This window comes from Campylobacter sp. CFSAN093260 (assembly GCF_012890095.1).
In the GTDB taxonomy this organism is placed as follows: domain Bacteria; phylum Campylobacterota; class Campylobacteria; order Campylobacterales; family Campylobacteraceae; genus Campylobacter_D; species Campylobacter_D jejuni.
The window spans coordinates 313,819-328,473 of the sequence record NZ_CP040618.1 but is presented as its reverse complement, the minus strand read 5'-3'; the positions used below and the strand labels follow the sequence as shown (position 1 = coordinate 328,473).

The following is a 14,655-nucleotide window of genomic DNA, read 5'->3' as shown; positions in this document are numbered from 1 at the left end:
TATTATTAAAAAATATTTACAATTAATTAATACTATTTTTATCCTATAAAAATTATTTTTGTTTATTTATTTTCATAAGATATAATTTTTAGTTATAAATCTTAAAATTTTAAGATGATTTGAAAAGGATATTATGGAAAATTTAATAATTTACGCTTTTATATATCTTTTAGGTTCAATCCCTTTTGGGCTAATCCTAGCTAAATTTTTTGCTAAAACTGATATCAAAAAAGAAGGTTCAAAAAGTATAGGAGCAACCAATGTTTTAAGAGTAGTAAAAGAAAAAAATCCCAAACTAGCAAAAAAACTTGCCATTGCTACAATAATTTTAGATTTTGCAAAAGCAGCTATTCCTTTATTAACCTTGAAATTTCTTCATTATGATCAAGCTTTGCTTTGGAGCGTGGCAGTTTTGGCTATTTTGGGACACTGTTTTTCAATTTACTTGTTATTTGAAGGAGGGAAAGGCATAGCAACAGGAGCAGGTGCTATGATAGTTTTGCTTCCATTGGAAGTGCTTACAGCATTTATTGTATGGGTAGTTATAGGAAAAATTTTTAAAATATCTTCGTTAGCTTCTTTAGCAGCATTACTTGCTTTTGTTGTAAGTTCTTTTATATTTAATTATGACTTAGAAATTCATACACATGCACCCGTTTTCATTATCGCTTTTATTATAGTATATAAACATCTACCTAATATTAAAAGATTGATTTTTAAAGAAGAATGCAAAGTCATATAAAAATAAAATTTCACTTTAAGTGTATCATTGGTATATTAGATTTCGAAAGAAGGAAAAAACAAAAAATTATTATCAAGCTTAAAGCTAAAGCAAATGAATTTTTAAATTATGCAGAAGTAATTACCAAAATTAAAACATGGTATAAAAAAGAAGAATTTTACACCCTTGAAGAGTCTTTAGACTTTGTAAGCTTAAATTTAAAAAAAGATTTTCCTAATTTAACCAATCTTAACATAAAAATTTTCAAACCCCATATAATAAAAAATGCTACAGTTGGGGTTAAATTGAAAAAAAAATATTAATTTTTTTTTAAAGATATCTAAACATTTACTTAAGCTATGATATAATTCTTTAAATTTTTCTTAATAAGGATAGAACAAATGAGAATTTTAGTTATAGAAGATGAGATTAGCCTAAATAAAACAATTATAGACAATCTTAATGAATTTGGTTATCAAACTGATTCTTCTGAAAATTTTAAAGATGGAGAATACTTTATCGGCATTAGACATTATGATTTAGTTTTAGCAAACTGGACTTTACCTGATGGAGATGGAGCGGAACTTGTTAACACTATTAAGCATAAATCTCCAAGAACTTCAGTTATGATTATGTCTTCAAAAACAGACAAAGAAACAGAAATCAAAGCTTTGAAAGCTGGAGCTGATGATTTTGTTGCAAAACCTTTAGATTTTGATATTCTACTCGCAAGAATTGAAGCAAGACTAAGACTTGGCGGAACCAATGTTATTAAAATTGAAGACTTAGTTATTGATCCAGATGAGGAAAAAATTACTTATAAAGATCAAGATATAGAACTTAAAGGAAAACCTTTTGAAGTTTTAACGCACTTAGCAAGACATTCGGATCAAATTGTATCCAAAGAACAACTTTTAGATGCCATCTGGGAAGAACCTGAGCTAGTAACTCCAAATGTTATCGAAGTAGCTATCAATCAAATTCGTCAAAAAATGGATAAACCATTAAATATATCTACCATAGAAACAGTTCGTCGTAGAGGATACCGTTTCTGCTTCCCTAAAAAATCTTAACAATTTTGCACCTTCGGTGCAAAAAATTTATCTTTATTTCTATTTTTATATTTTATTTAAGTTTGGTTATTGTATAAACTAAAATTATTTTTTAAATTTTTGAAAGGTTATGATGTCTCTTTTAATTACAAAAGACTGCGTATGTTGTGATGCTTGCAGAGAAGAATGTCCTGATGAAGCTATTTATGAAAATAGTCCAATTTATGTAATAGACCCTGATCTTTGTTCAGAGTGCGTTAATGATTTTTCAGAGCCTGCCTGTATTGTTGCTTGCCCATATGAATGTATCATTCCTGATCCTGATAATGTAGAAACTATAGAAGAATTAAAACTCAAACATAGAGATAGAGAATTTTAATGGCAAAAAAAACAGCCGTTGTTGATCTTGGCTCAAACTCCATTAGAATGGTGATTTTTGAAAAAACTTCTAGATATGGTTTTTATACAACTTGCGAATACAAACGCAAAGTAAGACTTGGAGAAAATGCTTATAATAATGGCAAAATTCTCCAAGAAGAAGCCATGCAAAGAGCCGAAGATGCCTTAGCTTTTTTCAAACAATGCGCTTTAAAGCATAAGTGCAAAAAAATATTTATAGTAGGCACATCAGCCTTAAGAGATGCCCCAAATTCAAAAAATTTCATTAAAAGAATCAAAGATAATCTGTCTTTAAATATACGCTGTATAGATGGAAAAAGCGAAAGTTACTTAGGTGGTCTTGCAGCTCTAAATTTATTAAGTCCTTTTAAGGATGGAACCACTTTAGACATAGGTGGTGGTTCTAGTGAATTGTGTTTAATAAAAAATAATAGAATTATTTCTTGCATATCTCTTGATATTGGCACTGTTAGGCTAAAAGAATTGTTCTATGATACTGGAAAAATGGATTCTTTAGAAGAATTTATAAAACCAATTTTAGAACAAATTCCTAAAGAATTTTGCAATCAAAACCTTATTGCAATAGGTGGAAGCTTAAGAGCAATATCTAATTCCATCATGCAAAAAAATTCCTATCCACTGAAAAATTTACATGATTTTCGCTATATGCTAGATGAAGAAAAAGGGCATATTTTAAAAATTTTTAATTCAAACTTAGACTCTTTAATCAATTTTGGCATAAAAAAGGATCGTTTTGATACCATTAAAGAGGGTATATTTATTTTTTTAAAGATTGCGGAAAAAATAAAAGCCAAACAAGTTATCACGAGTGGGGTTGGAATCAGAGAAGGAGTTTATTTGCAAGATTTACTTCGTCCTAAAATCACATTTCCACCAAATTTCAATCCTAGTTTAAAATGTTTGCAAGATAAATTTTTACAATCAAAACAAAAAAATAAAACTCCACATTTTGCTCTGCAAATTTTTACAACCCTTAAAAATCTTCATAAACTTAACGATAACTATAAGCATACTTTACTAAATGCTGCCAAATTATGCCATATTGGAGAATATTTAAATTTCTATTTTGCTAATGAACACTCTGCTCATTTTGTACTAGGTGGATTAAATTATGGATTTTCGCATAAAGAAAAAGCTTTAATTGCTAGTATTATTAAGCTTAATGGAAAAAAAGTTAATCCTTATAATCTTGAACCCTATAAACAACTTTTACCCAATATTCATACCATTTCATGGCTTAATTTTATTTTGTGCTTAGCTAAAACTTTAAGCACAAATGAAGATAAGATTGATTTTGCTTTTGCAAACAATACTCTTTATATATATCAAGAAAACAAAATTCTTAATTTACCCAAAGATGAGCTCAAAAAAATTGCAAAACCAGCTACCATAGCATTAGCAATCAATCAAAAAATTTAAGATTTTTTACCTTTTTGACGCTGCTCTATAAGATTTTGAATTCTTTTTTTATTCTCTTCAAAAAAAGAATCAAAATTTTTCTCTGTTTTTTCTGTATGTTTTATTGTTTGTTCCTCTGGAATTTCAACACTTTCTAAAAGCACATTGGAATTACCTATTATCATTGTATAACGTTTATTAGCGTGATCAAAAACAACAAGTTGATTATTTTTATCTAAAAATCTTTGGAAAATCATAGTAAAATCTCTAGAAACATTGTTATTTTTATAAACCATAGTCTTTTTAAACCACCAAAGCACTATTAACAAAATAACTAAAATCAGCATTACTAAGATATAATTTGTATAATCATACCCTTCTAAACTTGTACTTTTTGGTTTAGGCATTAATTCTTGAGAATTATTCGCAGTTGTTGTAGGTACAGATTCGATATTTGCTTTCCCTTGCTCTATAGCTCGTATCCTTACTCCAAATTTATCATTGATAGAGCTAAGTTCTAAATTAATATTTTGTTTGTTTTGTAGCATAATATAGGTATTATTATTTTTAGAACTAATACTAATTTTATCTACAAGTTGAGAGTTAAGTTCTTTTAATTCATCTTTAGAATACGTTAAATCACTAAAAGTTAAAAGAGTTAAATTTTTTTCTTTTTTTTGAGAAATCTTGCCATTATAAGCATTATCAAAAGAAAGCATTAAATCTACTCGGTCATTTCTATCGTAGATATTATAACTAACCAACTCAACACTATATAAAGGTAAAATTAAAAAAAATAATACTAGCAATCTCATTTAAATTTCTTTTTTAAAGTATTGAAGCACAGTCTTAGAATCCAAAATTTCATTAATTCTTATAGCGAGATTTTTTTCATAAACCATAACCTCACCTTTGCCAAAAATTCTTTTATTGATATAAAGCTCAACGCTTTCTCCAGCAGGCTTTTCAAGATCAATAACCGAGCCTACTTCAAGTTTTAAAAGCTCCGCTACACTCATATTTGTAGTTCCAAGCTCGCTTACAAAATCTACTGTAATATCTAAGATATCTTCATAAGATTGCAAAAGCCCATGATGAATGTTAAACTCTATATCATCGCTCATTATTTGCAATATCCTATTCTAAAATAACAATTTTCAAATTTATAAGTTAAAGCTTCATCTAGAACTATTTCAGAAAAATCAACTTTTCCTAAATATTCCGGAATTCCGAGTTTATACTCGTCATCACCCTTGGCATCATTTAACAAATTTTTAGCATAACCTATAATCTGATTGGCGCATTCTTTAGTTAAATCGCACCAGTCATCTTCTTTAAATTTTTCATCATTAATTAAAATTTCTGCAATTTTTTTTAAAAATTCTTTTGGAAAAAATAAATAAAAATTACATTCTCCTTCGCTTTTGCCCATGATAGGAATACTCGCTCCATAAAGTTCACCGCTTATATCTTGAGCTGCTTCAATGCGAAGTCTTAAGATATGCTCGCAAAAATGAGTGATGGAATACTCAAGAATCTTTAACATAACTACCACCTTTATAAAAAACTTAATTTAAAATTATAGTAAATATAAAATAAAAATATGTTTTAAAATTTTATTTTTTGAAAATTTCTTCAATATCTTTCATTATTATATCCAAATTTCCTTGTTTAAAACACTTTACTATGCTAGTTCCCACAATCACTCCGTCAGCAACTTTTCTCATTCTTTTTACATCTTGATTATTTTGAATGCCAAAGCCTACAAAAATAGGCAAATTTGTAAAAGATCTGATTTCTTTTACTTTATCTTGTAAGATTGCTTCTTCGACACTTTTCGTACCTGTAATACCTATGCTTGCTAATAAATAAATAAAACCTTTAGCATGTTTTACTAACTTTTTAACCCTTTCTTTAGGGGTTGTAACACTTACAAGTGTAATTAAAGCTATATTATATCTTTCACACTCTTTAATTAAATCATCACTTTCTTCAAAACTCAATTCAGGCACAATCAAAGCACAAATCCCTAAAGATTTTGCTTTTTTCACAAATTTTTCCAAGCCATAAGAAAAAATTAAATTATAATAAACCATAAAAACCAAAGCTTTTTTAGTTTTTATCCTAGCTAAAAGCTCAAAAACACTATGAATATCCATGCCTTGATCAAGAGCTATTTTTGCCGCATCTGCAATAATCTCACCATCGGCAATAGGATCACTATAAGCAACACCAAGTTCTAAAATATCAATAGGGCTTTGATCCAATCTTTGCAAAAAAGCTTCACTTGTTTGAAGATTTGGATAACCTAAAACCGTATAAGCCACATTTGCATTTTCTTTATAAAATTTTCTAAAATCAACCATAAATCACCCCTTTTTTATAATCTCTAATCATTTGCATATCTTTATCTCCCCTGCCTGAAAGATTTACTACTATCACGCTTTTCTTTTTTAAAGTTGGACAAAGTTTTTCTAAAAATGCCAAAGCATGCGAACTTTCAATCGCTGCAATAATACCTTCTTCTTTACAAAGTAATTTTAAAGCCTGCATACATTCTTCATCACTTATAGCATGATATTGCGCTCTTTTGCTTTCAAATAAAAAAGCATGCAAAGGACCAATTCCTGGATAATCAAGCCCTGCAGAAACACTATGTACAGGCAAGATATTGCCTAAATCATCTTGTAAAACCTTGGTTTTCATACCGTGAATAATGCCTGTTTTTCCCTTATTTAAAGTCGCTGCATGATAAGGCGTATCAATGCCAAGCCCCCCTGCTTCAATACCTATAAGTTTAACATTTTCATCTTTGATAAAATCATAAAAAATCCCAGCTGCATTGCTTCCACCCCCAACAGCTGCGATAATATAATCTACTTTTTTATTGAGTTTTTGAAGTTGCATTTTGCATTCTTTTCCTATAATACTTTGAAAATGCATTACCATTTTAGGATAAGGATAAGGACCTACCGCACTTCCAACCACATAAAAAATATTTTTAATATCTCCAACCCAAGCTTGAATAGCCGCAGTAGTAGCTTCTTTTAGAGTTTTAAGCCCACTTTGTACTGCATGAATTTTAGCACCCAAAAGCTCCATTTTATAAACATTTAAAGCCTGTCTTTGCACATCGGTTGCCCCCATATAAATTTCACATTCAAGTCCTAAAAGTGCTGCTGCAGTGGCTGTTGCAAGCCCGTGTTGACCTGCTCCTGTTTCTGCTATGATTTTTTTCTTTCCCATTTTTTTTGCTAAAAGGGCTTGAGCGATGGCATTATTGATTTTATGTGCTCCGGTATGATTTAAATCCTCGCGTTTTAAATAAATTTCATGCTGATATTTTTTGCTTAAATTTCTAGCAAAATAAAGTGGAGTAGGACGCCCTACATAAGTTTTTAAAAGCTCGTTTAATTCTTTTTTAAAGAGTTTATCTTTAGAAAATTTCAAAAAAGCACCTTCTAGCTCATTTAAAGCAAACATTGCACTTTCAGGCAAAAACTGCCCACCAAAATCCCCATAATACGCTTTTTTCATTTTTTCAACTCCTTTAAAATTTGTTTTATTTTGTTGATATCTTTTAAGCCTTTTTCATCTTCAAGTTTTGAATTAAGATCTAAAATTTTAGCTCCCGTTTGTACAGCCTTATGAATATTATCCAAACCTATGCCTCCAGCTAATGCAAAATCTTTAGTATAAGAACCTAATAAAGTCCAATCAAAACTTATTCCATTACCGCCCTTTAAAATTCCCTTAGCATCAAAAAGTACTAAATTAGCAAAAATTTCACTTTTTAAATCTAAACTATTTTCCACACTAATCACCTGCCAAACAAAAACATTTTGCACCTTTAAAATTTCAAATTCTTCTTTGGTAATAGTGCGATAAATTTGTATCCCATCAAGCTTAGCTTCTTTAATACATCTTAAAATTTGTTCCAAATTTTCATCTACAAAAACACCGACAACTTTTTTATCTTTTTCATGAAAAATTGCACTTAAATTTCTCGCTTGTTCTAAACTCACTCTTCTTGGACTTTTAGCAAAAATAAGTCCAAAAAAATCAATATTTAAAAAAGCTAAATCTTTGGCATTTTTTTCATCTTTAATACCACAAATTTTAAGCTTTAGCATAAGCTTGATACTCCTTAAAATATTCTATAACCTTACCTGAATAAATGGCTTCTAAAATCATATCTTTAGCCACTAAAGGCGAACTTGCTTTATTGGCTGTATAAAGTGCAAACATAGCATTTAAAACTACCAAATCAAATTTTGCCCCTTGCATTCTACCGCTTAAAATATCTTTTAAATCTTTAGCGTTGTCATATGCACTAGATCCTATGATTTCACTATGAAAAGCTCTTTTAAAACCAAATTGTTCAGGACAGATAGAATACTCTAAAATTTCTCCTTCACAAAGCTCATAAATTTTACTTTCATCGCAAATACTAAGCTCATCCATACCATCATTTCCTCTTACCACTAAAGCTTTTTTGCGTCCTAAATTTTTTAAAACCTCTATCAAAAGCCTATGCACAGGTGCGTGATAATTTCCCATAAGTTGATATTTTAACTTTAAATTAGGGTGCAATAAAGGACCTAAAACATTAAAAACCGTTCTTACTCCAAGTCTTGATCTGATCTCTTTAAGTTCTCCTACTAAAGGATGAAAAAATGGAGCATGTAAAAAACTAAGCCCTTGATTATTTAGTTGTTTTAAAACTGATTCTAAAGTGTTTGGAGTAGTTATATTTAAAGCTTCTAACACATCTGTACTTCCGCTAGAACTTGAAATGGCACGATTTCCGTGTTTGGCTACTTTTACTCCTAAAGCTGCTAAAATAAAAGCACTAGTCGTAGAAACATTGATACTTTTAAAACCATCTCCACCTGTTCCACAAATATCAATCATCTCACTCTCATCACTAAAAGTTTGAGAATATCTTAAAATTTGTCTTACAAAAGCACTTAAAGATTTTTCATTTAAGGACTTTTCAGTGATTAAAATCAACAAAGCCGCTACTTGTAAAATTTCATAATCTTTAGACATAATAATCTTACAAATTTGCTCAAAATCATCGCTTTGTAAAAAATGATTTTCACTCATTTTTTGCAAATAAAAACTTAAAGGATTTTCTTGTTTTTGTGGTTTTTTTATATCTTGTTTTAAAAAATTAGAAAAAAGTTGTAAGCCATATTCACTAAAATAGCTTTCAGGATGAAATTGCACACCATAATAAGGTAAATTTTTATGTCCCAAAGCCATAATCACACCCTTTTCATCAAGGGCTAAAATTTCAAGCTCATCACTAAGCTGTTTAACCTCTAAAGAATGATAACGCATTACACTAAAATTTGAAGGCAAATTAGAAAATAATTCATTTTCCCTGCACTGTTTTATCAAAGAATTTTTTGCATGCATAGGCTCTTGCATCTTAACCACTAAAGAATCAAAAGCTAAAGCTAAAGCTTGATGTCCTAAGCAAATGCCCAAAACAGGGATATTAAGCCTTGCTTTAAAAATTTCAAGACAAATCCCACTTTGACTTGGATGCTTTGGACCAGGACTTAAAATAATATGAGTAGGATTTAAATTTTTAATTTCACTCAGAGAAATTGCATCATTTCTTCTTACTAAAATTTCATCATTGCTGAGTTGCTCTAACATGCTTTTAACATTAAAAACAAAAGAATCATAATTATCAATTAAAAGTATCATTGATTTTCCTTTTTTAAATTTTCAAAAGCTACCAAAAGCGCCTTGCGTTTAGCACAAATTTCTGCATATTCTTTTTGACTCTCACTTTGCAAAACAATACCCGCCCCACTTGCCAAATAAGCCTTATCTTGAGTAAAAAAAGCGCAACGGATTAAAATCGCTAAAGTTATGTCTTCGTTAAAATTTAAAAATCCTACCGCACCACCATAAATTCCACGATCGCAATCTTCAAGCTCGCTAGTGATCTCTAAAGCTCTTATTTTAGGAGCTCCGCTTAAAGTTCCCGCTGGAAAAACTGCTTCAATCACATCAAAAATACTCGCATCTTCTTTCATATTGGCATACACTTCACTCACTATGTGCATTACAAATTTATTTTTAATAATAGAAAAAAGATTTTCCACTCTTGTTTGAGTGCCAAATTTAGAAGCATCATTTCTTGCTAAATCTACAAGCATCTTATGTTCACTAAGTTCTTTTTCATCACTTAAAAGATCTTTTTCTAAAGCTAAAAGATCACAGTTATTTTCCAAATTTCTAGTTCCAGCAATAGGGGCTAAATAAATCTCTCTTTTTTTAATTTTCAATAAAAACTCTGGAGAAGAACCCAAAACAACACCATATTTACTTGGAAAATAAAACATATAAGCGCTTGGATTTAAAGCACTTAAACTCTCATAATAATCAAAAGCATTTACTTGATGTTTGATACAAAGTTGCTTACTTAAGACCACTTGAAAAATATCTCCACTTAAAAGATATTCTTTGGCTTTTTCGCACATTTTTAAAAAATCATTTTTTTCATCTTCTAAAGAATTTAAAATTTCAAAATCATTTTTTTGTTTCTTTTTCATTGGTTCAATATCATCTTTTAAATATTCAAAATATTTTGAAGCACCAAATTTAAAAAACATCTTGCTATTTTTCTCATAAATCAAATAAGCCTTAGCATTGGCAAATAAAAATAAAGGAAAATCATAATTTTTCTTAGAAGAAAGTGGAATTTTTTCAAACAAAGATACAAAATTTGCACTAAAAACTCCAAAAAATCCAGCAAAGTCGCAAATTTTATTCTTGCTTAAAGCTTCATAATATTTTGCCTTAAACTCGCTAAAGGATAATTCATTAGCATCTAAATAATCACAATCAATCCCTATAATTACCTTAGTCAAATCCTCTGCAAAATAAGAATTTTCAAATTTTTCAAGGATTTGTCTGTAATAAAAATTTACATTTTTAACAAACATAATAAACCTTTTTTTAAAAAATAAATTAAAATAATATTAAAGAAAAAATTTAGATAAAAAGAAGTTTAGAAACGCCAAGAGCGAAGAGTATGTGTAAGTTTTAAAATCAAAGAATTACTAAAAAAACCATTTTCACTCATCTTTTACCTTTCTTATAAAATATTTCAAAAATTAAGACTTTTATGAAAATTTTTAAAGTCTAAATTAATTTTAATCAATAAATATAAATTTTGCTTTAAATTTAAAATAAATATTATAAAATCTTTATATTTTATAATATTTTGAAACATTTTTACGATGCTTAAAGTTACCAAAAAATATTCTATTGTTATAAAAAAACTAAGATAATACTTAGCTTAATAAGATAAAATTATTCCGTATTTGAAATATTTAATATTTTTTAGGAAAAGCTATGGAAATCACAGATTTACCTTATCTAATCATAGGAATCATTTCAGGTATTGCTTCTGGACTTTTTGGCATTGGTGGAGGTATGATTATCGTTCCTTCTATGTTCGCACTTGGAGCAAGTGCTCACCATGCTATCGGAATTTCAGTATTGCAAATGATTTTTGCAGCAGTTTTTGGCTCTTATATTAATTATAAGAAAAAAAATCTAAATCTTAAAGATGGTATTATGATAGGTTTTGGAGGGCTCATAGGGGCAAGCTTTAGCGGAATGCTTTTAAAAGCTTTAAGTGATGTAGCTCTTACTAGCGTATTTTTGGCGGTAAGTTGTATATTTTTTATCAAATATGCTTTTGGAATTAAAGAAAACATTGTGCAAAATCAAAGAAGCGTTTGGGTAAAGAATGTCATTTTATTTATTGCTGGAGCTTTTACTGGTATTTTTGCTATTTCTTTGGGAATTGGTGGCGGACTTTTAATTGCTCCGATTTTAGCTTATTTTTTAGGCTATGATAGTAAAAAAGTTGTTTCCTTATCCTTGTTTTTTGTTATTTTTGCTTCAGTCTCTGGTATTATATCTTTTTCAAATTCTGGAGTTATAGACTCTGAAGTTATTCATAAAGGAATACTAGTAGGTATAGCTTCTATGGTTGGAGTTTTTATAGGAATTAAAATCATAGAAAAAATGCATATTTCAGCTCATAGAAAAATTTTACTTTGCGTATATGCCTTATCAATACTTGGAACCACCCACTCTTTGCTTAATAAGCTAAATTTTATAAATTTTTAACTTGGATTTATCCAAGTTCTTTTAATATTATTATGCTAAAATCTTAAATTTATTTAATGTTTAGGAAAGACTATGAACGATACCATAAAAATCATTGGCGCAAGAGAAAATAACCTAAAAAATATCCACCTTGAAATTCCCAAAAACAAACTCATTGTTTTTACAGGACTGAGCGGAAGTGGAAAATCAACCCTTGCTTTTGGAACTCTTTATGCTGAAGGACAACGCCGTTATATAGAAAGTTTAAGTGCTTACGCCAGACAATTTTTAGATAAGGTAGGCAAACCTGATGTCGATAAAATCGAAGGTTTAACTCCAGCCATTGCCATAGATCAAAAAACTACTTCTAAAAATCCACGCTCTACTGTAGGAACCATCACTGAAATTTATGATTATCTAAGACTTTTATACGCAAGAGTTGGCATTCAACATTGTCATCAATGCGGACAAAAAATTTCATCTATGAGTGTAAGTGATATAGTCAGTGAAATTTTAAAATTTCCAAAAGGTGCAAAAATCATCATCTACGCCCCACTCATACGAGAAAAAAAAGGAACTTATGCAGATTTGCTTGAAAATTTACGCAACAAAGGCTATGTAAGAGCTCAAATTGATGGAGTTTTGGTAAGACTTGATGAAGAAATTGAACTAGCCAAAACCAAAAAACACACCATTAAACTTGTCATAGATAGACTTGAAATTCAAGAAGATTTACTTTCTCGTCTTGCAAGCGATATAGAAAAAGGTTTACAGGAAAGCTTTGGAGAAATAGAAATAGAAGTTTTAAATCATGAGGAAATAAACCTTAATAAACACTATCATTTTAGCGAGCATTCAGCTTGTTTTGATTGTAAAATTTCCTTTGTTCCACTTGAACCTTTAAGCTTTTCTTTTAATTCTCCAAAAGGAGCATGTGAAGCTTGCGATGGACTTGGAATTCGTTATACTTTAGATATGAAAAAAATCATCGATGAAAATTTAAGTCTCGAAAACGGTGCTGTTAAAATCATGTATGGTTTTAATAAAAGTTATTATTATAAATTCCTAATCGCCTTTTGCGAACAAAATGAAATTCCTATCAAAATACCTTTTATGCAATTAAACGAAGTACAAAAACGTCTTGTATTGTATGGTAATGCCAAAACTATAGAATTTCTTTGGAAAAGAAATCGCCTAAAACGCACTTTTGAAGGCGTGGTTAAAATGGCTTATGAAATGCTAAAAGATGAAAAAGATTTAGCCGAATATATGAGTGAAAAAATTTGTAAAGACTGCGGTGGGCATCGTTTAAAACCCGAAAGTTTAGCCGTGAAAGTAGCCAAAAAAAGCTTGGGTGAAATTTTAGATATGAGCATAGAAGATAGTACGGCCTTTTTTGCAGATGAGAAAAATTTTTCTTATTTAAGCGAGCAACAAAAACTTATTTCTAAACCTATCCTAAAAGAAATCAACGAAAGATTGTTTTTCTTGTATGATGTGGGGCTAGGTTATCTTTCTTTAGGGCGCGATGCAAGAACGATTAGTGGGGGTGAAGCACAAAGAATCCGCATAGCTTCACAAATTGGCAGTGGTTTAAGCGGAGTGATGTATGTCTTAGATGAGCCTAGCATAGGACTTCATGAAAGAGATACTGCAAAACTGATTAAAACTTTAAGAAATTTACAACAAAAGGGCAATACCCTAATTGTCGTAGAGCATGATAAAATGACCATAGAAGAAGCAGATTTTATTGTAGATATTGGTCCAAAAGCAGGAAAATTTGGGGGTGAGGTTGTATTTAGTGGAACTTATAAAGAACTTTTAAAAAGCAAAAGCGAAACTGCACTTTATATGAATGGTAAAAAACAAATTTCACAACTTCAAAACAGAACACAGAAAGAATGGCTTGAGCTTAAAAATGTAAATATTAACAATATCCAAGATTTAAGCGTAAAATTTCCTTTGCAAAATTTAGTCGCTATAACAGGAGTTTCAGGTTCTGGAAAAAGCTCTTTGATACTTCAAACCCTACTTCCTTTTGCACAAGAGGAATTAAACCGTGCGAAAAAAGTTAAAAAACTTGGCGGAGTACAAATAGAAGGACTTGAAAAACTTGATAAAGTCATTTATCTTGATCAAAGCCCAATTGGGCGCACACCACGTTCAAATCCTGCCACCTATACAGGTGCTATGGATGAAATCAGAAATCTTTTTGCCGCCACTAAAGAAGCCAAAATGCGTGGTTATAAAGCTGGACGCTTTTCTTTTAATGTCAAGGGTGGAAGATGTGAGAAATGTAGCGGAGATGGAGAAATCAAAATAGAAATGCATTTTTTACCTGATGTTATGGTAGTTTGTGATACTTGCGAGGGCAAACGCTACAATGATGCCACGCTAGAAATCAAATATAAAGGCAAAAATATCAGTGAAATTTTAAATATGAGTGTTTTAGAAGCGAGTGAATTTTTTACAGCCGTTCCTAAAATCAAACAAAAATTAGATACTCTAGTAAAAGTGGGTTTAGATTATCTAACTCTAGGACAAAATGCCACCACCTTAAGTGGAGGTGAAGCACAAAGAATCAAACTTGCTAAAGAACTAAGCCGTAGCGATACAGGAAAAACGCTTTATATACTTGATGAACCTACAACAGGACTGCATTTTGAAGATGTCAATAAACTCATCTTAGTTTTACAACATTTAGTTGATCTTAAAAATTCTGTTTTTGTGATAGAACATAATTTAGATGTGATTAAAAATGCTGATTATATCATCGATATGGGGCCTGAAGGCGGAATTAAAGGTGGAAAAGTTATAAGCACAGGAAGCGTGGAAAAAGTCGCTAAAGAACACAAAAAAACCCGTTCTTACACAGGATATTATCTAGACTTAGAGCTTAAAAATACACAAAAATCATAA

General features: G+C 30.0%; 16 protein-coding genes. 7 read left to right on the top strand and 9 right to left on the bottom strand.

The features are described 5' to 3' along the window. Positions 1 to 133: 133 nt before the first annotated feature. From plsY to FBF22_RS01685, 5 genes are all read left to right on the top strand, one after another. Positions 134 to 742 (top strand): glycerol-3-phosphate 1-O-acyltransferase PlsY, encoded by a 609-nt coding sequence (plsY, locus tag FBF22_RS01705; protein ID WP_002854681.1) that lies wholly within the window; start codon positions 134 to 136, stop codon positions 740 to 742. Further along, positions 727 to 1,044, top strand: a complete 318-nt coding sequence (locus FBF22_RS01700) for a dihydroneopterin aldolase (RefSeq protein WP_002854273.1) — start codon at positions 727 to 729, stop codon at positions 1,042 to 1,044. The genes plsY and FBF22_RS01700 overlap by 16 nt, the downstream gene beginning before the upstream one ends. 78 nt (positions 1,045 to 1,122) lie before the next feature. Beyond that, complete coding sequence (hsrA, locus tag FBF22_RS01695) at positions 1,123 to 1,794, top strand: homeostatic response regulator transcription factor HsrA (RefSeq protein WP_002854696.1); 672 nt, start codon at positions 1,123 to 1,125, stop codon at positions 1,792 to 1,794. A 112-nt stretch (positions 1,795 to 1,906) separates the two neighbouring features. Further along, entirely contained in the window at positions 1,907 to 2,152 is a 246-nt protein-coding gene (locus FBF22_RS01690) for a YfhL family 4Fe-4S dicluster ferredoxin (protein WP_002854647.1), read from the top strand. Beyond that, positions 2,152 to 3,612: a Ppx/GppA phosphatase family protein gene (locus FBF22_RS01685; RefSeq protein WP_002866641.1), complete on the top strand. Its 1,461-nt coding sequence runs from the start codon at positions 2,152 to 2,154 to the stop codon at positions 3,610 to 3,612. The genes FBF22_RS01690 and FBF22_RS01685 overlap by 1 nt, the downstream gene beginning before the upstream one ends. On the opposite strand, the gene FBF22_RS01680 is transcribed toward FBF22_RS01685, so the two are convergent. The 9 genes from FBF22_RS01680 to FBF22_RS01640 form a co-directional block, all read right to left on the bottom strand. Then, positions 3,609 to 4,406: a hypothetical protein gene (locus FBF22_RS01680; RefSeq protein ID WP_165433280.1), complete on the bottom strand. Its 798-nt coding sequence runs from the start codon at positions 4,404 to 4,406 to the stop codon at positions 3,609 to 3,611. The two genes, FBF22_RS01685 and FBF22_RS01680, sit on opposite strands and share 4 nt — an antisense overlap. After that, entirely contained in the window at positions 4,407 to 4,715 is a 309-nt protein-coding gene (fliN, locus tag FBF22_RS01675) for a flagellar motor switch protein FliN (protein WP_002824739.1), read from the bottom strand. After that, a complete protein-coding gene (locus FBF22_RS01670; protein ID WP_002854524.1) occupies positions 4,715 to 5,137 on the bottom strand; it encodes a chemotaxis protein CheX in 423 nt (140 codons plus the stop codon). Before FBF22_RS01670 ends, fliN begins: the two co-directional genes overlap by 1 nt. Positions 5,138 to 5,207: 70 nt before the next feature. Continuing rightward, positions 5,208 to 5,957, bottom strand: a complete 750-nt coding sequence (gene trpA, locus FBF22_RS01665) for a tryptophan synthase subunit alpha (RefSeq protein ID WP_002868918.1) — start codon at positions 5,955 to 5,957, stop codon at positions 5,208 to 5,210. Then, on the bottom strand, positions 5,950 to 7,128 hold the full coding sequence (trpB, locus tag FBF22_RS01660; RefSeq protein ID WP_002854204.1) for a tryptophan synthase subunit beta: 1,179 nt from the start codon (positions 7,126 to 7,128) through the stop codon (positions 5,950 to 5,952). The genes trpA and trpB overlap by 8 nt, the downstream gene beginning before the upstream one ends. After that, complete coding sequence (locus FBF22_RS01655; protein WP_002868917.1) at positions 7,125 to 7,724, bottom strand: N-(5'-phosphoribosyl)anthranilate isomerase; 600 nt, start codon at positions 7,722 to 7,724, stop codon at positions 7,125 to 7,127. Before FBF22_RS01655 ends, trpB begins: the two co-directional genes overlap by 4 nt. Then, the gene (trpD, locus tag FBF22_RS01650; protein ID WP_002868916.1) at positions 7,711 to 9,312 is read right to left on the bottom strand and encodes an anthranilate phosphoribosyltransferase; all 1,602 of its coding nucleotides are present in this window, start codon (positions 9,310 to 9,312) and stop codon (positions 7,711 to 7,713) included. The genes FBF22_RS01655 and trpD overlap by 14 nt, the downstream gene beginning before the upstream one ends. Further along, a complete protein-coding gene (locus tag FBF22_RS01645; RefSeq protein WP_002858746.1) occupies positions 9,309 to 10,559 on the bottom strand; it encodes an anthranilate synthase component I family protein in 1,251 nt (416 codons plus the stop codon). The genes trpD and FBF22_RS01645 overlap by 4 nt, the downstream gene beginning before the upstream one ends. 164 nt (positions 10,560 to 10,723) lie before the next feature. Beyond that, positions 10,724 to 10,849 carry a hypothetical protein gene (locus FBF22_RS01640; RefSeq protein ID WP_002854718.1) on the bottom strand — a complete coding sequence of 42 codons (126 nt, stop codon included), beginning with the start codon at positions 10,847 to 10,849 and terminating at the stop codon, positions 10,724 to 10,726. A 122-nt stretch (positions 10,850 to 10,971) separates the two neighbouring features. On the opposite strand from FBF22_RS01640, the gene FBF22_RS01635 reads away from it, so the two are divergent. Both FBF22_RS01635 and uvrA read left to right on the top strand, forming a co-directional pair. After that, positions 10,972 to 11,757, top strand: a complete 786-nt coding sequence (locus tag FBF22_RS01635; RefSeq protein ID WP_002858695.1) for a TSUP family transporter — start codon at positions 10,972 to 10,974, stop codon at positions 11,755 to 11,757. Positions 11,758 to 11,829: 72 nt separating this feature from the next. Continuing rightward, positions 11,830 to 14,655 (top strand): excinuclease ABC subunit UvrA, encoded by a 2,826-nt coding sequence (gene uvrA / locus FBF22_RS01630; RefSeq protein ID WP_002859442.1) that lies wholly within the window; start codon positions 11,830 to 11,832, stop codon positions 14,653 to 14,655.